We start from the raw sequence: 20033 nt of genomic DNA, 5'->3' as shown, positions 1-20033 counted from the left end.
GCGGCCGTCCCGAACTGGCAGCAGCGACGGTGACGTTGACTTCCGAAGGGGGAGCTGGCCCGACATCGCCCGGTCGTGGATCCGATGCGGGCCTGGCGGTTGGTCTGGAACAATCACCGCGTGGATTCGGTGGCCCTTCTCCTTCACAGTTGCCGGCGGTCGATCCCGCTGCTGCTTGATCCGGCGATAGCTGGGCGCTGGCACCAGCCAAGTGCCTTGCCCGAGTGGTCGATGGCCGGTCTGGCTGGTCACTCCCTCTGAAACAGCGATCTTGCGCTCGGTTGGCTGCCCGGCGAGGTTGCCCGATGCTCTGCCCGCCGACGGCCGGCTACCGGGCGGCGTGCGCCGGTGTCCGTCGGGGAACGGCTTCCGGGCAGTGCGCTCCATTGACTGGTCTGCATCAACGGGAATCTCTGTCGGGTCATTTAGTACACGTTTCGCTGTACTATCAGGTCCATGTCCACTGCCACGGCAACTCTGCCGCACACGGCTGCGCTGGCCAGACTGGGCCACGCGTTGTCGGATCCGACCCGGGCGGGAGTCTTGCTCGCCCTGCGTGAAGCACCCGCCTACCCGTCCGATCTGGCCAACGCCTTGGGAGTTTCGCGTCAGGTGATGACCAACCAGCTGGCCTGTCTTCGGGGTTGCGGTCTGGTCGAGGCCATCCCGGACGGTCGGCGGGTCTGGTACCGGCTGTCGGATTCCCACCTGGCCCCGTCGCTGGACGAGCTGATGAAGGTGGTCCTGTACATCGAACCGGGTTGTTGTGACGGTGAAGGGTGCAGCTGCCCATGACCGACCTCAGCATTCCCGGCGTGAAGAGCCGGCGCGATGTCCTCACTCGACGGATCCGGCTGTTGGTCGCGGCCACGATCACCTACAACGTGATCGAGGCCGTGGTAGCAATCGTCGCCGGTTCCGTGGCGTCATCAGTCGCCTTGGTCGGGTTCGGCCTGGATTCGGTGATCGAGGTGTCCTCGGCCGCTGCCGTGGCTTGGCAGTTCTCCGCCCGCGACCACACCGTTCGGCAGGCACGAGAACGCCGCGCGCTGCGGATCATCGCCCTGTCGTTCTTCGCCCTCGCCGGCTACGTCACCGTCAATGCGGCGATCGCCCTGATCGGTGGCCATCAGGCAGAGAAATCCGGCTCTTCAGAATCGACGGTGTAGTTGGGGTCTGAATCCTCCGGCTTCGAGCAGGCTACGGGCGATGTAGTTGGTGAGGTTGCGGAATCCGAGGGCGGAGCCGCGGAGGTGTTCGAGGCGGCCGTTGATCGCTTCGGTAGGTCCGTTGGAGGTGTGGGGCCGGTCGAAGTAGGCGATCACGTCAGCAGCGCGGCGTTTCAGGGTGCGGCCGAGTTTGCCGATCTCGACCAGCGCGGCCGGAACGTTGTCGGAGATCGCGTCGACGACTCGTTTCATGATCATCTTCCCGGCCGTCCGGTCGGGCGCCCGGTAGGCAGCGATCACCTGTTGGTAGATGCCCCAGGTCACTTCGACCTCGACATGCCGGTCGGTGGCGAACAGGTTGGCCAGTCGGTCACGTTGTTTGTCGGTGAGGAGATCTTGCCCGGTGAGCAGGGTCCGGCGGGCACTGTAGAGAGGATCACCCTTGCGGCCGCGGTGGCCCAGAGTTTGCTGCTGGACCCGTTGCCGGCACTGTTCCAACGCGTCCCCGGCCAGGCGGACCATGTGGAATGGGTCCATCACGGTGACCGCCTCGGGTAGTTCCTCGGTGGCCGCGGTTTTGTAGCCGGTGAACCCGTCCATGCCGACGACCTCGATCTGGTCGCGCCAGGCTTGTGGTCGATCGTTCAGCCAGGTCTTGAACACCTGCTTGGAGCGGCCCTCGATCATGTCCAGCAGCCGCGCGGGTCCCCTCCGATCCCGCACCGGCGTCATGTCGATGATCACGGTGACGAACTTGTCCCCGTGGCGGGTGTGCCGCCAGGAGTGTTCGTCGACCCCGATCACCCGCACACCGTCGAACCGGGCCGGATCATCAATCAAGACCCGCTTGCCTTCGGCCAGGATCGCGGTGTTGGCGGTGTTCCATGACACCGCGAGTCCTTCGGCGATCCGGGCCACCGTCAGGTGCTGACACACGATCCCTTCCAAGGCCCACCGCAAACCAGCTCGCGACAGTTTGGCTCGTGGTTCGGCCGCCCGGCTGGTGTCTTGGCGCCACACATGCCCGCAGCCCGTACAGCGGTACCGGCGGACCGTGACGACCAACGTGGTGGGCCGCCACCCGAGCGGCTCGTGCGCCAGCCGCCGCACCACACTGTCGCGGGCAATGCCCTGACAGCCGCAGCGGTGACACCAATCATCAGCATCGACGACCCGGCAGGCCAGCTCGGCCCGGCCGGCTTCGAGCCGCTGACCGACGACCTGAAGCCCGAGCGCGTCGAGCCGGCAGAACGTGGTCAGATCAGGGCACTGGAAGGTAGCGTTGTGCAACGTCGGGGTCTTTCCGATGGGCCGGTGTGAGAACCTCCATCATCGAAAGACCCCGACACCCACCAGCTCACCGACGCGCCGCCACTCGAGCGCGTTTGATCACATCCCAGCTACACCCTCAACTGCGAAGAGCCAGAAATCCCTACCGGGCATCGTGTTGGCTGCATTGTCGGTGATGATCATGCCGTTCCTGTCCTACGCGCAGCGTCGCACCGGGCGAGAGTTGGGCTCGGCCTCGGCCGTTGCCGATTCCAAGCAGACCCTGATCTGTACCTATCTGTCGGCGGTACTGCTGCTTGGTCTGGTGCTCAACGCGCTGCTCGGCTGGTCTTGGGCCGATCCGCTCGTGGCATTGGTGATCGCCGGCCTCGCCGTTCGTGAAGGAGTTCAAGCCTGGCGCGGCGACAACTGCTGCGCACCGGTCGGCCTAACCCTGCCATCTGAGGAAGAGAACTGCAGCACCTGCGAGCCCGGCTGCGACTGCTGTAACTAACTCCACACGCTGGGCGCCCAAAATGATCGCCTGTCCGGTGATGGATCCCGTGCGGGCGGCCCGTCGTGCGAGGCGAGGCTTCGGGCAACGGTCTGTTGCCCAGTGTTGTCAGGGTTCGTTGAGGACGCGATTGAGGTTGTCTTCGGAAGGCAGCGGCGGCTTGTGTTTCGGTGCGGAAGAAGGTCGTAGCTGGCGATCGCGATGGGCTGGTTGTCACACTTGAGGAGATCCAGCGGCACCGCGAGAAGCTCACTCCAACGACGCAATAAGTGTGCCCGCAGCGGATCCCTGACGAACACACCGATTCCGCGCTCAGGTCGCAGTCGGTCGAAGTTGTCGACGGTCTGTCGGCGGCGGCGTTGACGGGCATCGCATGCCTCGTTGGTAGCGCGAATTGCTTCCGAAACTCTGCGAAGGTCGAACGTCTTCGTCGCTCACCACGCCGGCACGCAATGTGCACCAACCATAGATTGGGTGAATGGAGTACGTCATCTGCCCGGACGACGGGCGCGGTTGACGGCGGCCACCGACGGCGATCTCAGGGCCAGACCAGTAGTCCGCTGCCCCCAGTGCTCCAAGATGTTCGTGCTCACCGAACAGGGCGATCTTGAACCAACGGCCGACCCCGAGTCCCGATAGACCATCCCGTTGACACACTGTTCTGTCTTGTTCGCGTCGTCATTGCTGACGCACGATGGCGAGCCATTCGTCGCGTCGGCGCTCCTTTTGCGGGATCAGGGCGCTGGACTCGTCGGGGTAGGAGACGGCAAACGCGTGCATGATCAACGTGTCGTCTGCGATGACGTGGCGGAGCCCGTGGGTGCGCATGACCTGGGTCATGAGTTCGAAGGTGTCGAAGTAGTAGTCGTGGTCGGCATAGAGCATGCGGGCGCACGAGAGCCCAATGTTTTCGGTGACTGACCGGAAGACGGGGGTGTTGGCGACCAAGCGCAGCACGGGTGGAGTCGGTTGACGTAGATCCCAGGATTGGTACTCAGGTTCTCGGGCATCGGTGATTCGCCGTCCCAGGACATGCGTGGCCCGACGCCGAATACGTCCGGATGCTCGGCCAAGGCGGTCATTAGACCTCGATCTTTCGTCTGGCTGGTTGTTGATCTTGGTCGCAGCGGAACCGCCATGATCACGAGTCCGAGGACCGCGACCACGACGAAACACCGGCGAGTGATGCTGACCGAACCGCCGGTGGCGAGCATTCGCAGACCGAAGACCCGGGCCATCCGCGGCGGCTAGAAGATCAGCAGCCTGCCGGTCAGAACCACCGCCGCCACCAGAGCACGAACGATCATGAAGCCGCGTACGGCAAGGACCCGGCACCCACCGACACTGCCACCGGAGAGCGGCAAACCGTGGTCACCGACGATCGCGAGCTGACGCGCGAGCATGATCACGAGTCGACGAGCCGGGATGGTTGCGGGACGATCGGGTTCGAAGTTGATCATGGTGACCTGCGCCGGGTCCCGATCCCGATCAACCCCGACCCCCGACTGGACCGCGACACCGCGTTCTGGCTGGCCCGGATCGACCCCACCAAACTGTTGCCCAAGGTCGTTCTGCACGTCCACATCTCCGCCGACACCGCCACCACCGGCCACGGCGTCGCCCGAGCCGAAGGCATCGGCCCGATCCTCGCCTCCCAGATCCGGGACTGGCTCGGCGCCGGCTGCCAAATCCGGCTACAACCCGTCCTCAACCACGCCGACATCCACCCGGTGGACGCCTACGAAGTCCCCGATGCGATGCGCAACGCCCTGCTGGCCAGGACCCCGGCCAGTTGCTTTCCCAACTCGGCCAACCGCAGCAGATCCATGCAGGCCGACCACACCGTCGCCTACCGGCGAACCGGCGGGCCCGGCGGCAACGCCCCGCCAGGCCAGACCGGGCTGCACAATCTGGGTCCACTCGGCGAGACCGAGCACCGGATCAAAACCCACGGCGGCTGGTCCGTGAGGCAACCCGTGCCGGGCACCTACGTGTGGCGAACCCGCTACGGCCGGGTGCTGATCGTCAATGACTCCGGTAGCCACGACCTCGGCAACAACAGGTTCGCAACCGCCGTCTGGCACGCCGCCGTGGCAGCGCAAGCGGATCCCGGTGCCCGCGCGGATGGCGAGAAGGCGGACGTTCCTGCCCGCTCGGATGCGAGAGCGGGCGACCGCGTAGCGGTCGGGGACTGTTCCGGCAGCAGCACTCCCGAGTGGATGATGTGGCGGAAGCTGGGGGCAGCATGATCACCTGACACCTGCAGAGTCGCCGTCAAGATCGCGGATTGGCCCGGGAAAAGGGGAGTTGCTACCCTCGAAATCGCGAGCCCGGTTCTCGGGCTCGGCGGACGAGGGAGCAGTACCCGCATCGGACAAGACTGACTCAGAACCGGCCCACGTGGCCGGCTCGAGAAGGAGTTGTCGTGTCCTGGGTCGTCCTGATCATCGCGGGCATGTTGGAGGCCGTTTGGGCCACCGCACTGTCGGCGTCCCAAGGTTTCAAACGCTGGCGACCAGCGGTGATCTTCGTGCTCGGACTCGCCGGCAGCATGGCCGGCTTGGCGTACGCGATGACCTCGATCCCGACCGGCACCGCCTACGCGATCTGGGTCGGCATCGGCGCCAGCCTGACCGTGCTGTGGGGCGTGATCACCGGCAAGGAGCGCGCCAGCGTGGGCCGGATGCTGTTGTTGATCATGCTCGTCGGCTGCGTCGTCGGCCTGAAGGTGGTGAGTTGATCATGGCGTGGATCGTGCTGCTGATCAGTGCCGTCTTCGAGGCCGTCTGGGCCACCGCCCTCGGCCACTCGCACGGGCTGAGCCGGCTGCTGCCGGCCGTCATCTTCTTCATCGCCCTCGCACTGAGCATGCTCGGACTCGGCTGGGCCACCAAGCGGATCCCGATCGGCACCTCGTACGCGGTTTGGACCGGTGTCGGCGCCGCCCTGACCGTCGGCTTCGCCATGATCACCGGAGAGGAAGCGGTGTCGGCACTCAAGATCATCTTCTTGGCGGGGATCATTGCCGCGGTGATCGGACTGAAGCTGCTGCCGGCCAGGGCGAGACGTTGGCGATTCACGCGACGAACGAACTTCCGGCAAACAAGTGACGTAGCCGCGCGTCCGTGGCATGCTGTCGCTCGACACCGAGTCGGGAGTTGGGAGCACTCATGGTCAACGTGGACCGTCGACGATTTCTGCAACTTGCCGCGGGCACCGGCGTCGGCGGCGCGTTCGCGGTCTCCGTCGGCACGCTGCCGGCCGCCGCACACGAGCGACAGCCCGGCGGTCGGCAATCAGGCCACACGGATCCCTTCCGGCCGAAACATCAGTTCCGGGCGATGTGGATCGCCAGCGTGGTCAACATCGACTGGCCGAGCGCGACCGGGCTGACGATCGAACAGCAGCAAGCCGAGTTCGTTGCCTGGCTCGACCTGGCGAAGAAGCTGAACCTGAACGCGGTGATCTCGCAGGTCCGGCCGACCGCCGATGCCTTCTGGCCGTCACCGTACGAGCCGTGGTCGCAATACCTGACCGGCACCCAAGGCAAGGACCCCGGCTACGATCCGCTCGCCTTCCAGATAACCGAAGCACACAAGCGAAATCTCGAATACCACGCTTGGTTCAACCCGTACCGGGTCTCGATGCAGACCGACCCGAACCAGCTGGTTCCGACCCACCCCGGCCGGGTGCATCCGGACTGGATCTTTCCCTACGGCCCGAAGCTCTACTACAACCCCGGCATCCCCGAGGTCCGCAGGTTCGTCGAGGACGCCATGCTGGACGCGGTGCTGCGCTACGACGTCGACGGCGCGCACTTCGACGACTACTTCTACCCCTACCCGGTCGCCGGCCAGGAATTGCCCGACGCGGACACCTTCGCCCGCTACGGCGACGGCTTCACCGACATCGGCGACTGGCGGCGCCACAACATCAACTTGTTGGCCGCCGAGATGCAGCAACGGATCCACCGGCGCAAGCCCTGGGTGAAATTCGGCGTCAGCCCCTTCGGCATCTGGCGGAACAAGGCCGACGATCCTCGTGGCTCCGACACCGGCGGCACCCAGTCCTACGACGCCAACTACGCCGACACCCGCCGCTGGGTGAAGGAAGGCTGGATCGACTACATCAACCCGCAGATCTACTGGCAGATCGGGCTCGCCGTCGCCGACTACGCCAAGCTCACGCCGTGGTGGGCCGACGTTGTCGATCACACCGACGTGCACCTCTACATCGGCCAGGCCACCTACAAGGAGACCAGCGGTGTCTTCACCGACCCGGCCGAGCTGAGCAACCACCTGACCTTCAACCACGACTATCCGCAGGTCGACGGCGACGTCTTCTTCAGCGCCAAGGATGTACGGGCCGACGCCCACGGCTCAACCACCCTGATGGTGGACACGCACTACAGCCGTCCCGCGATCATCCCGCCGATCCGCCACCTCGGCGGTAACCCGCCGCGTCGGCCGGAGCTGTACGACGCCGACCGCGGCAGCGACGGCGTGACCTTACGCTGGTCGTCGCCCCGGGGCGGGCACAGCGAGGCAACCTCGTACGCGATCTGGCGCTTCGACGGCCGGGTCCGGCCGAGCGGTCGTGATCTTGCCGACGCCACCCACCTGCTGGCCACCGTGCGGCGGACCGACGGCCGGATGCAGAGCTACCTCGACGAAACCGCCGAATCCGGGCAGCGCTACACGTACCTGATCAGTGCGTTGGATCGACGCTGGAACGAGAGCCCGGTGTCGCGGGCGACAACGATCTAGATCCGGGTTGGTCAGTCGAGCATCCAGTCCGGTTGGACTCCGACCGGCTGGTAGCTGCACTCGCCGCCAGTCCGGATCGATCGGCGAAGGTGCTCGCCGAGTGGCCCGTCGACGCTGCTGATCCGGTCGATCGCTCCGCCGATGGCCTTGGTGGCGGCCACTCGGGCGCGTTCGTGCGTCGATCCGGACGGTCGACGGCGGCCATTCAGCCCAGTCGCCGAACGGATCTCTGCGAGCAATGCGTCTCGGTCCGCGCGCAACAGCTCGGACCGGGCAAGGTCTGACCAGTTGTCGGCTTCGATCAGTTCGGAATCGATCTCGGTCAGCCGCTGCCGATAGGCCGACAGCGCTTCCGCGTCCACCGTGCGACCAAGATCGGATTGGATCACCGTCGGCCCTCCCTCGGTGATCAACTCGAGTGCGGGGACCGGATCGCCGGGCGTCCGCAGTAGCCGTTGCAGGATTCGAAAACCTCGTAGCGCCCGCATCATGCTGGGGTTGTCTGCCGGGCCGATCATCCACAACCCGGCGGCTGCCGGTCGGAGGACCCAAGCATCGTGGCGACCGCCATCCGATGGGGCCGGGGCCCGGTGCTGCGCGAGGAGTTGATCGCGCCACCAGGTCGCACCGACGCGCTGGTAGCTGCGGATGGCTCGATCCCTCAGCCGTTCGGCCGTCGCCGGATCGCCGAGCACGGCCGCCGCCCGCGACAGCGGATCGTCGGTGACACCGTGAAACATCACCGCGCCCGCGTTGATCACGGCTCGTTCCGGATAGCAGCCGAGCATCGGCGCGACCGATTCGATCATGCTGGTCCGGCCGACCCGGAGGGCTGCTTGGAGCACACATTGCAGAGTGAGGAGTTGGTTGACGTCGTACGGGAGTTCGTCGAGCACGTCGGAGGAAAAGTTGTCCAGGACGTTCCGGGTTCGAGACACATCCCCGGCTTGTGACCACAGGTAGGCCGCCTCCGCCAAGATCACGACGATGCCCTCGGTGCGACCGAAGTCTTCACACCGGCCGGCCAACGCGGCGATGGTCGCCACGTCGCCCCGTTGGACCGCCGAGTAGCCCTTCATCGACTCGATCACCATCCAAGCGTCCGCCAGGCCCGCCCGGCTGGCCGATTCTTCGGCGATCGTGATCAGCGCGGCGACCTTCGTCGTCCGGCCTTGCATCAGCTCCATCATGCAGCGCCGTGACGCGGCGAAGAAGCGGGCTCGGTCGGACTCCTCGCCGAGTGACTCCATGGCCCGCAGATGTCGGTTCATCGCGGGCAGGTTGAGCGATTCGACCGCGACTTGCAGGCCCCACAGCTGTGCCTGCAGCCGGGTGAGCGGATCGAGGACATGCGCTGCCACCTCGTCGAGTTCGGCCGACAATCGGGCGCGTTCAGCAAGATCATCGGGCCCCCAGTGCGCGGACAGGGCCGCATCGAGGCAATCGGCGAGAAGTGCTTGCTGCGCACAGCATCGGGCACGCTGCACCGCCTCTGTCGCGAACCGTATCGACCGTCTGGGCTGACCTGCGTACGACCAACAGCGGGCGAGCGCGGCGGCCAGCCGGGCCCGATCGACGTCATCGGTGGTGCGTACGAGGAGGTCGTAGAGCTGCGCCGGGACCTTGCCTGGATCGGTGCCGAAGACGTACGCCGAGGCGGCACCCAATCCGGCCCTGGTCGAGCGAACAAGATCACCGGAGTTGCGGCTGCGGTCGAGCGCCAGATCGTACAGCCGAGCAGCCTCGTCGCCGTGGCCGGCGGACAGCGCGGCGTCCGCTCGGTCGAGCAGGTCGTCGAGCGCCGCCGCTGGCTGCATGGCAGGTCATCTCCTCGATGATCAGCCTACGGCGGCGCCTGTCGTTCAGGGACGAATAAGAGTGACCTGCCGATCATGCTCGCTGCGCCGTGCGGAATCCCAGTCGCCGGTGCAGTAGATCGACAGTTCGCAGATCCGGTGATCGACCACGTCGGCGCGGATCAGCTCCCGGGCGTACCACGATTCGGCGTCGTCGGACCAGCGCTCCTCGAAGGCGATCACGAACCCGTCGTCGAGGCGGTCGACTCGCTCGACCCGCACTCGGCCGGGGTGCGGATGGCTGTCGGAGCGGAGCCGCAGAAGATCCTCGGCGGTTGCGGTCTGGATCCGCCAGCGGGGAAATGTCACATCGGCGAAGACGTCCGGAGCGAAGATTCCCTGCTGGGTACCGGATTCGAGGTAATCGACCAGAGCGGCAACTAGGTCGTCGGTGTCTGTCTGAGCGATTGCCGTCGCGCCGACCATGGGCGAAGCTGCCGTCCCAGCTGTGCTGTTGGTGGCGCTGTTCATGCCGAGGCTCCGGTCATGTTCGTTCCGACGACCTCGAGCGTCCGCTGCAACTCGGCGGTCGGGCTGAACTCGATCACCGCGGTGCCGGCGGTGATCAACGGAAGGTGGCCGGGCGGTGCGTAGTACACGTCGCCGGCGACGAAAGTCTCCTCGTGATCGAGCCAGCGGAAGGTGATTCGGCCGGTTGTCACCTGTCCCCAGTGCGGGCAGCCGCATCGGTCGCCGGGCAGGCCGACGAAGTACCTCGCCGGATCGATGTCGAGTGGGAATCGCTCGAACCCGACGGTGTAATCGCCGAGCTCGGCATAGCGGCCTTCGATCTCGTCGGTGTCGACGCCGACGGCCGCGTCCTCCCGGTTGGTGCCAGGCATGGTGTCCTCCCAAGATCAGGTTTGTGCTGACACCCTGATCGCGTGAGTGCGGACGGAACGGCTGTGACGGCCGCCGTCACGGCTGCCCAGCGGACCGGGCGGCGTCGTCCCAGGCGATCGCGAACCGACACTCCCAGGCGATGTTCAGTCCATGCGCTGCGATCGGCATCGCGTACGTCTTGTCCCGGAAGCCGATTCGGATCGGCCTCCAGCAGGGCCATGGCGTCATCTTGCCGTCAGATCACTCCCGGGCGGGACCTCCGGTGGCCAGCCGCATCAGATCGGTGTCAAGATCAATGTCGAGTTCGGTACCGCCGGCACTGCCGTAGCTGTGCTGGTAGCTCTGCCAGCCCTGGTTCTTGATCTTGTGCGCGAAGCCACTCTCCATCAGCAGCAGCAACTCGAAGGCGGCCCGCTCGATCCGCTTGCCCAACTCGGCGGTGCTCCAGTCCTCGCTGGCAGCGAAGATCGACGTCGGTACGGTCATCGTCCGCAGGTAGGCGAACAGCGCCCGCATTTCATGATCAACGACGAGCGCGTGCCGCGCCGTGCCCGCGGTGGCGGCCAGCACCACCGGCTTGGCGATCAGCAGATCGTTGTCCAGCACATGGAAGAAGGAGCTGAACAGACCGCTCGGGCCGGCCTTGTAGACCGGCGCGCTGGCGATGATGCCGTCCGCATCGCCGAGCAGCTCCACCGCGCGGGTGAGCTTCGGGCCGAGCAGCTGGGAGACCAGGGCGGTGGAGATCTCCCCGGCCAGGTCACGCAGGTCGACGGTGTTGATGATCACCTGCTCGTGGCGCTCGCCGGCCAGCTTGGCCACCCGATCGGCGATCCGGTCGGCCAGCAGACGGGTGGACGACGGATCACTGGTTCCGGCGCTGATCACGACCAGCTGGTAGCTGTCGGTCATTTCTTGCCTCTTTTGATCGATATTGGCTGATCTGTGCTGCTCAGTTTCTTGCACAGCTGCTCGAGCTGACGAAGTTCTTGATTATCGAGACGGTCGCCGACCAGCCGGGCGACGTCGACCGCGTGCCTGCCGCCGACCCGTCGTTGTTGATCACGACCGGCCTCGGTCAGCGACAGTCGGACGCCGCGGCCGTCGGTCGGGTCGGTACTGCGTGCCACCAGTCCTCGCTCGACCAGCCGGTCGACCATCCGCGACAGCGCCGGCTGGCTGAGCAGGACGTGTCGCGTCAGCTCCCGGGCCCGAATCGGCTCCGGGCACTTGGACAGCGTGTAGAGCACGTCGTACTCCCGCATCGACACGTCCTGCCAAACATCGGCCGCAGCCAGTTCCTTCATCATCACCGCGTGTGCGGTGAGCAACGACTCCCAGGCGTCGTTGGCCAGTCGGCCGGTCGTCCGCTTCATGATCAACTCTCAGTAGATGCTCGGGTACTCGGCCTCGACTTCGCTGTCCTGGTAGGGCGAAGCGCCGGTCACGTTGTCGCCGCGGTTGGCGTTCGGCCGCGGTTGCCGAGCCGGCTGATCACCGTACTTCGCCTGCACCAGGCTGGCGTGGGTGGGCGCGTCCGCGGACTCGGGATCCCTGCGGGACTCGAGTTCCTTGCGCAGCACTGGGATGACCTCGGAGCCGAGCAGATCGAGTTGGTTCAACACCGTCTTCAACGGCAGTCCGGCATGGTCCATCAGGAACAACTGACGTTGATAGTCGCCGAAGGTGTCGTGGAAGGTGAGCGTCTTCTCGATCACTTCCTGCGGGCTGCCCACGGTCAGCGGCGTCATCTGGCTGAAGTCCTCCAGCGAAGGGCCGTTGCCGTAGACCGGGGCCTCGTCGAAGTACGGCCGGAACTCCCGTACCGCGTCCTGGGACCGTTTGGCGATGTAGGCCTGGCCGCCAAGGCCGACGATCGCCTGCTTCTTCGTCCCGTGGCCGTAGTGCTCGAACCGCTGCCGGTAGAAGTTGATCAAGCGCAGCGAGTGCGAGGTCGGCCAGAAAATGTGATTGGCGAAGAATCCGTTGCCGTAGAAGGCTGCCTGCTCGGCGATCTCCGGGGTACGGATCGATCCGTGCCAGACGAACGGCGGTACGTCGTCCAACGGCCGCGGCGTCGAGGTGAATCCCTGCAGCGCGCTCCGGAACTGGCCCTCCCAGTCGACCACGTCCTCACGCCACAGCCGATGCAGCAGGTTGTAGTTCTCCAACGCCAGCGGCAGTCCCTGCCGGATGTCCTGGCCGAACCATGGATAGACCGGCGCAGTGTTGCCGCGGCCAAGCATCAGATCCATCCGGCCCTTCGACAGGTGCTGCAGCATCGCGTACTCCTCGGCGATGCGGACCGGATCGTTGGTGGTGATCAAGGTGGTCGAGGTCGACACGATCAACCGATTCGTCAACGCCGCGATGTGTGCCAGCAAGGTGGTCGGCGAGGAGGAGAAGAACGGCGGATTGTGGTGCTCGCCGATCGCGAACACGTCCATCCCGACCTCTTCCGTCTTCTGCGCGATCTGCACGACGGCGTCGATCCGCTCCGCCTCACTGGGCGTCACCCCGGTGACCGGGTCGCGGGTGATGTCGCTGACCGACATGATTCCGAACTGCATTCCAACTCCTGCTGACTGCCGCCGTAGCGGACCAAGATCAATGCGTTTGCATCGACTCTAACGGCAGTTGCGGTGCGGCTATTCCCGCGCTCGCAACTCGGCCAGATCCGACCGAACTGCTGCCGTCACCCGGTCCGTCTCGTCGGTGGCGAGCAGGTCGATCAGGCCGCCGCGCAGGATCGCCAGCGCACGCGTCCGGCGGGCGAGTCCGGACTTCGTCCGCCGCTGGGATCCGGGCTGGGTCCGGGCCAACAGGGTCAGCCAGTCCGAGACGGTGTCTTGGGCGAACCCTGCCCACGGACCGGTCGGCTCGGTGACCGATCTCGCGTACGCCTCCAACCAGACCTTCAGCAGGTCGCGATGGGCCGGAGCGGACAGCCAGTCCCAGATCTGCAGCCCGGTTTCGGTCAGGTCGGCGGGTGGGCGCTGAGCCGCGATCCGGTCGAGCACCTGCAGTTCGTCGGCCCTGGCCCGGCGGAGCAGGGCTCGGAGCAACTGTTCCTTGCTGCCGAACAGGAACAGCAGCACCCGCGGACTGGAGTCGATGGCGGCGGCCAGCGGACGCAGCGAGAGATCGCTGAGGCCGTGGCGCAGCACGTAATCGTAGGCAAGGTCCAGAAGTTCGCGCTTGCGTGCTGATTCCATTGAGCCCGGGTCGGTCATGGAGTTATGGTGCCACCACTGACACGGGTGTTTCAGTGGGGAGCTGATCATGTCTGCGGAGCATGCGAACACGACTCGGATCCGGTCGCTCGACCGGCCCGGTGACCTTGGCTGGGTGATCATGGTCCACGGCGAGCAGTACCAGCGCGAGTTCGGTTGGAACACCGAGTTCGAGCGACTGGTCGCGCGGATCGTTGCGGACTTTGCCGACGACCATGATCACGAGCACGAGGCGGCCTGGATCGCCGAGGTGGGCGGACGGCGAGCTGGATGTGTGTTCTGCATCAGGGATCCCGACGATGCCAGCGGTGCGACAGCGAAGCTACGCATCCTGCTGGTCGATCCGTCCTTCCGCGGTCACGGTGTAGGGGCGGCACTGGTGGACGAGTGCCTGCGCTTCGCGCGAGCTGCCGGTTACCGGCGGGTCACCCTGTGGACCAACGACGTGCTGGTGTCGGCGCGGAAGATCTATCAGTCACGCGGGTTCCGGCTGATCAGTGAGGAGACTCATCACAGCTTCGGCCGAGATCTGGTCGGCCAGATCTGGCGGGTCGAGCTGGACGGTCAGCCGCCAGCCCCAGCAACGTCGATCGCCGCAACGTCGATCGCAGCAACCGCGATCACGTCCGGCTGATCGTCGGCGCCCGTCAGCGAGAGCCACAGGTCCACAACGCCGTCGGTCGGCGATCCCAGCCCAGTCAGGGCGTCGGGCCGGACCGGTACGGTCACCGTCGCGCTCTGCCGAGCGCCCAGCTCGGCCGTACTGAAGCCCAGCAGCACCGCCCGCCGGGGCTGAATCCCGGCAACCCGAGCCCGGCCGTACAGCTGCACCACCTGTCGGCCGGATCGATTGGAGGTGTTGGTGAGCTCCGCGGTCAGTCCGTCGACGGTCCGCCGCGCCGGGCCGAGCGACCAGGTGGCGTAGCCGAGGCCGGCACCGAAGCCGAACCGGGTGCCGGTCTCGCTGTCGATGTAGCGGCTGACACTCTCCACCCGCTCGTTGTACGCCACCGGCAGCGTTCCGCTGGATCGTGGCAGCGACACCGGCAGCCGACCGGCGGGCTCCCGATCGCCGGCGAGCAACGCGGCCACCGCACGGCCGCCGTCCGGGCCGGGATACCAACAGCTCAGCACCGCCGCGCATCGGTCTGCCACGAAGTCCAGGCTGAGCGGCCGTCCGGAGATGATCACCGCGATCACCGGCGTCCCGGTGGCAGCGACCGCCGCCACCAGGTCGCGCTGCGGCTCGGGCAACTCCAGGTCGGCGACGTCGAACCCTTCGCCGGTGGTCGCGGTGACCGGCTGCCCGGTGAGGTCGGCGGCGCCGTTGTCGGCGAACGAATCTTCGTAGTGGCGCTGGCCGCTGCTGCCGATCACCAGCACCACGCGGTTCGCGGCCCGGGCCAGCTCGACGGCACGGTCGATGCCGCCGGGGATCGACCGGGTGAGCAGGCAGCCCGGCGCGTAGGCCACCCGGTCGGCCCCGAAGCGATCCCGCAGCCCGGTCAGCACCGTCGTGCCGGTTCCCTCCGGCAGCGGCGGCACGTAGTCGCCGAGCAGCGCATCAAGATCATCGGCGTTCGGGCCGATCACCGCCAGCCGGCCGCAATCGCCGTCCAGCAAGGGAAGCGTGCCGTCGTTGCTGATCAACACCGCGGTGTCGGCGATCAGGTCGTCCAACCGGGACGGCGCGGGGAACGAGGGAGCGGGCTGCGGCGGATCCAGCAGCCCGAGGTCGATCTTCACTGTGAGCACCCGGGCGCAGGCGCGATCGATCAGCTCCTCGGAGATCATGCTCGCGGCCAACGCGTCCGCGAGCTCGGTGTACGCCCGGTCGCACAGGCTCAGATCAACGCCGGCGGACAATGCGAGCGCGGCTGCGACTCGGTGATCACCGGTCAGCGTCAACCGGTCGATCGCGCCCATGTCGGCCATCACCAGACCGCCGAATCCCCAGTCCTGGCGGAGAATTCGCCCCAGCAGGTCGGCGTTGGCCACGCATGGCACGCCGTCGATGTCGTTGTAGGCGGCCATCACCCCGACCGCGCCGGCTTCGATCCCGGCCCGGGCAGCGGGCAGGTGGATCTCAGCCAACTCGCGCGGACCGATCGGCGCGCCCGACCCGTTCCGGCCGCCGATGCCGGCGCCCTGAGCGGCGAAGTGTTTCAGCACGGCGCCCACCCCTGGCACCGACTGCAGACCGTTCACCAAAGCGCGGGTGAAAGCCGAAGCCAGCAAGGGATCCTCGCCGAAGCACTCCTCGGAACGACCCCAGCGCGGATCCCGCAGGATGTCCAGACCGGAGACCAGCGCGAGGTGCGTCCCGCGGGCACGCAGCTCGGTCGCCACCTGCGCCGCAGCCTCCTCCAGCAGCTGTGGCCGCCACGTGGCCGCGACCCCGATGTTGGTCGGCAACAGCTGACCGCCGAGCGCCTGATGTCCGTGCGGCGCCTCCTCGGCGAACAGTGCCGGGATGCCCAGCCGGGATCGGCCGACGATCCGCTCCTGCACCATCGCGGTCAGCTCGGCCGATTCCTCAGGTCCGGCACCGGTCCGCCAGTCCCGGCCCGACCAGGCATCGGACCGCAACAGCCCGTACACCGCACCGATCCCGCCGGTCGCCTCGATCTCTTTGTCGAGCCCGTCGGTCAGCGCGAAGCCGTCCTCGCGGCGCTGCCAGGTGTGCCAGCCGAGCAGGCGCTGGTTCAGTTGGCCGATCTTCTCCGACAACGTCATCCGGGACAGCAGGTCGGCGACACGCTCGGCCGTCGGCAGGGCAGGGTCGCGGAAGGGGTCCATGATCAACTCGTTCGGGTCTAGGTAGTCGTCTAGGTATCGGCGCCGCTGCTCAGGCCGGCTAAGGCACCTTAGGGAATCGACTCAGACGATTCGCCGACGGGCCGCAGCCGTTGCCGAGCCAAAGATAGGGCAGTTGCCCGATGCCTCCGGGGTCGCCTCAGAACCAGGCTTGGTCTTGCGAGTTCAACCGGACTCGCAGGCCCGAAGGAACACTGATGAACAGCGACTTCTACACCCACATGTTGGCCCGCCAGCGCAGCATCGAGTTGTACGAGCGTGCGGCGCAGGACCGGCTGGCCAAGGAAGCGCGGCGGGCTGCGAAGGAACAGCGCGCACGGCAACGGTCGATCGAGGATCTTCGCGCTGCCTACGAAGGCCGCAGGCCACGGCACGGCGTCCTCGGCGCGATCCGGGAGTTCTTCGCCGGCACCCAGACCGAGACCGCGCCCCAGCCGGGGCCGGTGGACCGATTCCTGCACCCCGAGCAGGCGCCGGAGTCGGAGCCGACGAAGCCCACCGCGGACACCCACTGAGCGGCCATCCCCACCGAAGGACACGACACCCCCACCGAAGGACATGACACCATGGCGACCATGAACGGTGCCCGCCCAGCCGTGGTGTCAGGGGCCGGGTTTGACCCTCCCGGCCAGCCCCTCGATCCCGCCGCAGCTGCGCTGCACCGTGCGTCCGGTGCCGCGGCTGCGGCGGTGATCGTGGGTCGCCAGGCGGAGCTCGCGCTGCTGGGCCGGCTCCGAGACGCGGCCTTCACCGGCGACGCCGGGACAGCGCTGATCGGCGGTGAGGCCGGCGTGGGCAAAACCACCGCGGTGAACGCCTTCATCGCCGATTGTCTGCAGCAGCGCTCCGACACTGCGGTGATCCGAGGCGAGTGCGTGCCCCTGGGTGGTGACGGTCTGCCGTACGCACCGATCGTCGGCCTGCTGCGTGATCTCGCCGATCAGGTCGGGCCCGAACTGATGATCGAGTGGGCCGGTGGTGCCGCCGCCGACCTGGGCACCCTGTTGCCGGAGTTGGCGATCGCCGACGAACCGGCCGACCTGACCCAGCAGCAACAGCATCGGTTGCGGATCTTCGAGGCCGTGGTCGGCCTGGTCGAACGGGCCGCGCGGCAGACGCCGCTGCTGGTGGTGATCGAGGACCTGCACTGGGCCGACGACTCCAGCCGGCACCTGATCGACTTCATGCTGCGGGCGATCACCGACGTGCCGGTGTTGTTGATCTTGACCTACCGCACCGACGAACTCACCCGCCGGCACCCGCTGCGCCCCTTCCTGGGCGAGATCGGCCGGTTACCGACCGTGCATCGGATCGAGCTCGGCCCGCTGTCCGATGCCGACCTGGAGACCTTGATCATCAACACCGCGGTGGCGTCGCCCGGGTCTGACCAGGCCGGTTTGATCAAGCGGGTGGTACGGGCCAGCGGCGGTGTGCCGTACTTCGCGGTCGAGCTGGTCCGGGCCAGCGCCGGCGGCAGCAATGAACTTCCGGAGACCTTGCGCGACACCCTGTTGCTCAGGGTTTCCCGGGTCGGCATGGGTTGCCAGCAGATGTTGCGCACGCTGGCGCTGGGTGGCAACCGGGTCGAGCACGAGCTGATCGCCGAGGTCAGTGACCTGCCCGATGATCAACTGGAGTTGATCTTGCGCGAGGCGGTCGACGCCAACCTGCTGATCGCCGATCGCACCGGGTACGGGTTTCGGCATGCGTTGATGCGAGAGGTGCTGCGCGACGACCTGTTGCCCGGCGAGCAGACCCGGCTGCACCGGACCTACGCCGAGTCGTTCGAGCGACTGGGGGACAACTCGGACTTGTGGCAGCCCTCGGTCCGCGCGGTGGCGCTGGCCCACCACTGGTACGCGGCCCGGGACAACGAGCGCGCATTCCGGTGGTCGGTCCAGGCCGCCAGGTTGCTGCGCTCCGGCTTCAGCGAGGCCCTGCGGCTCTACGAGCGGGCGCTTGAGCTGTGGGAGGTGGTGTCGGATCCGGAGCAGGTCGCCGGACCACTGGTGCGGGTGCTGCAGGAGGCCGCCGAGGCCGCGGTGAACGCCGGCGAGCCGGAGCGTTCGCTGGCCCTGCTGGAGGAGGCGCTCAGTTGCACCGATCCGGCCACCGATCCGTTGTGGACCGCGGACCTGCTGGTGGACAAGGCCCGCCGGCTGCAGGCGCTGATCCGTCCCGGCGTGCTGGAGACGATCAACGCCGCGATGGAACTGGTGCCGGTCGACCCGCCCAGCCGCCGACTGGCCGACGTGCTGACCATGCGCGCCAACATGCTGTTGCTGCTGGACAAACCGGCAGCCGCCGACGCCGCTCGGAAGGCGATCGACGTTGCCCGCGCGGTCGGTGCCACCGGACTGGAAGCACACGCCCGCAACACGCTGGGCTGCGCCCTGGCGACGATGGCCGGCGCCGACCCGGAGGCCGGGCTGGCCGAGTTGCGTCGAGCCGGCGAACTCAACTCCAACGAACGGGTACAACTGCGGCAGATCGTCAACCTGTCCGACACTCTGACGATGCTGGGCCGCTATCGCGAAGCCCTGGACATCGCCACCGAGGGACGCGACATCGCCGTCCGCTACGGCCGGGAACGGCACAGCGGCGTGATGATGGCCGGCAATGCGGCCGAAGCCGCGTTGGCACTCGGTGACTGGGCCCGGGCGCGGGAACTGGTGGAGTGGGCGCTGCGGCTGAGTCCGCCCGGCAATCACTGGATCCATCAACGCCGACTGCTCGCGGCGATCGTCCTGTGGGCCGATGATGATCTTGAAACGACCGAGGAAGTGCTGACCGACCTGCAACGGTTCAGCCAGCTCGAGGTCAACGGACCGCAATACTTCGTGGCCATCCGCGGCTGCGAGGCGGAGTTGGCCCTCGCCCAGGGCAATCCGGTGCTGGCCGGCGAGATCGCGCTGTCGACCCTGGACGTGATGCCCTGGTCGGATCCCGGTCATGACCTTCCGCTGGTCGGCGTGGCCGCGATGGCCTACGGCCGGGCTGCGGACATCCGACCGGCCGATTGGGACGGCAGAATCCGTAGCCGACTGGGGTTCGATCCGACACTGCCGATCACCCGGCAGTGGCTGCCGTTGATCAGCGCGGAGCTGGAGTCGTCCACCGAGCGTTGGCTGTCGGCCACCTCCGCGATGCGCAGCGAGGGCAGCCCGCCGCACCTGATCGGATACGCCTGGCTGCGGTTGGCCGAGTATCAGGCGGCCGACGGTCTGCGCGAGGAGAGCCGGCGCAGCGCCGGTCACGCCCGGGAACTGGCCGAGCGGATCGGGCTGCGCCTGTTGGCGCGCTGGGTGGACGAATTCGGTACGGCGTCGGGCTTGGTCCGGCCCGCCGGCCGGCGTGCGGACTCGTCGCTGCCCGGGCTCACCGCACGCGAGTTGGAGGTGCTGGCCCTGGTGGCCGATGGACTGTCCAATCGCCAGATCGGCGAGCGGCTGGTGATCTCCACCAAGACCGCCAGCGTGCATGTGTCCAACATCTTGTCCAAGCTGGCGGTCGGCAATCGCGCCGAGGCCGCTGCCCGCTATCGGGCCCAACACTGATGAGGCCAG

The 20033-nt window shown here is 67.0% G+C and carries 19 protein-coding genes, 1 pseudogene and 1 riboswitch; of the genes and pseudogenes, 10 read left to right on the top strand and 10 right to left on the bottom strand.

What is annotated here, in order from left to right; genetic code table 11:
• Window positions 1-456 precede the first annotated feature (456 nt).
• On the top strand, window positions 457-795 hold the full coding sequence (locus FOE78_RS20630) for an ArsR/SmtB family transcription factor (RefSeq protein WP_143985295.1): 339 nt from the start codon (window positions 457-459) through the stop codon (window positions 793-795).
• Window positions 792-1169: a hypothetical protein gene (locus FOE78_RS20625; RefSeq protein WP_210414697.1), complete on the top strand. Its 378-nt coding sequence runs from the start codon at window positions 792-794 to the stop codon at window positions 1167-1169. The genes FOE78_RS20630 and FOE78_RS20625 overlap by 4 nt, the downstream gene beginning before the upstream one ends.
• Here FOE78_RS20625 and FOE78_RS20620 read toward each other — a convergent pair.
• A complete protein-coding gene (locus FOE78_RS20620) occupies window positions 1152-2459 on the bottom strand; it encodes an ISL3 family transposase (protein ID WP_143985364.1) in 1308 nt (435 codons plus the stop codon). The two genes, FOE78_RS20625 and FOE78_RS20620, sit on opposite strands and share 18 nt — an antisense overlap.
• Window positions 2460-2634: 175 nt before the next feature.
• On the opposite strand from FOE78_RS20620, the gene FOE78_RS20615 reads away from it, so the two are divergent.
• Window positions 2635-2952, top strand: coding sequence for a cation transporter (locus FOE78_RS20615; protein WP_323125700.1), 318 nt, complete (start codon window positions 2635-2637; stop codon window positions 2950-2952).
• Window positions 2953-3630: 678 nt separating this feature from the next.
• On the opposite strand, the gene FOE78_RS20610 is transcribed toward FOE78_RS20615, so the two are convergent.
• Entirely contained in the window at window positions 3631-3909 is a 279-nt protein-coding gene (locus tag FOE78_RS20610; protein ID WP_143987937.1) for a hypothetical protein, read from the bottom strand.
• Between the two features lie 410 nt (window positions 3910-4319).
• On the opposite strand from FOE78_RS20610, the gene FOE78_RS20605 reads away from it, so the two are divergent.
• The 4 genes and pseudogenes from FOE78_RS20605 to FOE78_RS20590 all read left to right on the top strand — a co-directional run bounded on the left by FOE78_RS20605 (window position 4320) and on the right by FOE78_RS20590 (window position 7718).
• Window positions 4320-5201 (top strand): hypothetical protein, encoded by an 882-nt coding sequence (locus FOE78_RS20605; RefSeq protein WP_143987936.1) that lies wholly within the window; start codon window positions 4320-4322, stop codon window positions 5199-5201.
• Between the two features lie 74 nt (window positions 5202-5275).
• Window positions 5276-5342: riboswitch (guanidine-III (ykkC-III) riboswitch) on the top strand.
• A gap of 35 nt (window positions 5343-5377) precedes the next feature.
• Window positions 5378-5692 carry a DMT family transporter gene (locus FOE78_RS20600; protein WP_143987935.1) on the top strand — a complete coding sequence of 105 codons (315 nt, stop codon included), beginning with the start codon at window positions 5378-5380 and terminating at the stop codon, window positions 5690-5692.
• A gap of 2 nt (window positions 5693-5694) precedes the next feature.
• Window positions 5695-5907: pseudogene (locus FOE78_RS20595) on the top strand (DMT family transporter); the annotation flags it as partial.
• Between the two features lie 215 nt (window positions 5908-6122).
• Complete coding sequence (locus FOE78_RS20590) at window positions 6123-7718, top strand: glycoside hydrolase family 10 protein (protein WP_143987934.1); 1596 nt, start codon at window positions 6123-6125, stop codon at window positions 7716-7718.
• An 11-nt stretch (window positions 7719-7729) separates the two neighbouring features.
• Here the strand turns inward: FOE78_RS20590 and FOE78_RS20585 are convergent, their stop codons facing one another.
• The 7 genes from FOE78_RS20585 to FOE78_RS20555 form a co-directional block, all read right to left on the bottom strand.
• Window positions 7730-9535, bottom strand: coding sequence for a hypothetical protein (locus FOE78_RS20585; protein ID WP_143987933.1), 1806 nt, complete (start codon window positions 9533-9535; stop codon window positions 7730-7732).
• A 45-nt stretch (window positions 9536-9580) separates the two neighbouring features.
• Complete coding sequence (locus tag FOE78_RS20580) at window positions 9581-10045, bottom strand: hypothetical protein (RefSeq protein ID WP_143987932.1); 465 nt, start codon at window positions 10043-10045, stop codon at window positions 9581-9583.
• Window positions 10042-10416, bottom strand: coding sequence for a cupin domain-containing protein (locus FOE78_RS20575; RefSeq protein ID WP_143987931.1), 375 nt, complete (start codon window positions 10414-10416; stop codon window positions 10042-10044). Before FOE78_RS20575 ends, FOE78_RS20580 begins: the two co-directional genes overlap by 4 nt.
• A 241-nt stretch (window positions 10417-10657) precedes the next feature.
• Window positions 10658-11329 carry a CE1759 family FMN reductase gene (locus FOE78_RS20570; RefSeq protein ID WP_143987930.1) on the bottom strand — a complete coding sequence of 224 codons (672 nt, stop codon included), beginning with the start codon at window positions 11327-11329 and terminating at the stop codon, window positions 10658-10660.
• Entirely contained in the window at window positions 11326-11793 is a 468-nt protein-coding gene (locus FOE78_RS20565) for a MarR family winged helix-turn-helix transcriptional regulator (RefSeq protein ID WP_143987929.1), read from the bottom strand. Before FOE78_RS20565 ends, FOE78_RS20570 begins: the two co-directional genes overlap by 4 nt.
• 9 nt (window positions 11794-11802) lie before the next feature.
• Window positions 11803-12987 (bottom strand): LLM class flavin-dependent oxidoreductase, encoded by a 1185-nt coding sequence (locus FOE78_RS20560; RefSeq protein WP_143987928.1) that lies wholly within the window; start codon window positions 12985-12987, stop codon window positions 11803-11805.
• Window positions 12988-13065: 78 nt separating this feature from the next.
• Window positions 13066-13650 carry a TetR family transcriptional regulator gene (locus FOE78_RS20555; protein ID WP_143987927.1) on the bottom strand — a complete coding sequence of 195 codons (585 nt, stop codon included), beginning with the start codon at window positions 13648-13650 and terminating at the stop codon, window positions 13066-13068.
• A gap of 49 nt (window positions 13651-13699) precedes the next feature.
• Between FOE78_RS20555 and FOE78_RS20550 the strand changes: the two genes are divergently transcribed.
• Window positions 13700-14284: a GNAT family N-acetyltransferase gene (locus FOE78_RS20550; RefSeq protein ID WP_143987926.1), complete on the top strand. Its 585-nt coding sequence runs from the start codon at window positions 13700-13702 to the stop codon at window positions 14282-14284.
• On the opposite strand, the gene FOE78_RS20545 is transcribed toward FOE78_RS20550, so the two are convergent.
• Entirely contained in the window at window positions 14215-16449 is a 2235-nt protein-coding gene (locus FOE78_RS20545; RefSeq protein ID WP_143987925.1) for a glycoside hydrolase family 3 N-terminal domain-containing protein, read from the bottom strand. The genes FOE78_RS20550 and FOE78_RS20545 overlap by 70 nt on opposite strands.
• 215 nt (window positions 16450-16664) lie before the next feature.
• Here FOE78_RS20545 and FOE78_RS20540 point away from each other — a divergent pair, with 215 nt between their 5' ends.
• Both FOE78_RS20540 and FOE78_RS24620 read left to right on the top strand, forming a co-directional pair.
• Window positions 16665-16982, top strand: coding sequence for a hypothetical protein (locus FOE78_RS20540; RefSeq protein WP_143987924.1), 318 nt, complete (start codon window positions 16665-16667; stop codon window positions 16980-16982).
• A 174-nt stretch (window positions 16983-17156) separates the two neighbouring features.
• Window positions 17157-20024 (top strand): ATP-binding protein, encoded by a 2868-nt coding sequence (locus FOE78_RS24620; RefSeq protein ID WP_168207612.1) that lies wholly within the window; start codon window positions 17157-17159, stop codon window positions 20022-20024.
• The last annotated feature ends 9 nt before the right edge of the window (window positions 20025-20033 follow it).

Origin of the sequence: Microlunatus elymi (assembly GCF_007362775.1) — a bacterium.
Classification (GTDB): Bacteria; Actinomycetota; Actinomycetes; order Propionibacteriales; family Propionibacteriaceae; genus Microlunatus; species Microlunatus elymi.
This window is presented reverse-complemented; position numbering and strand designations above follow the sequence as displayed.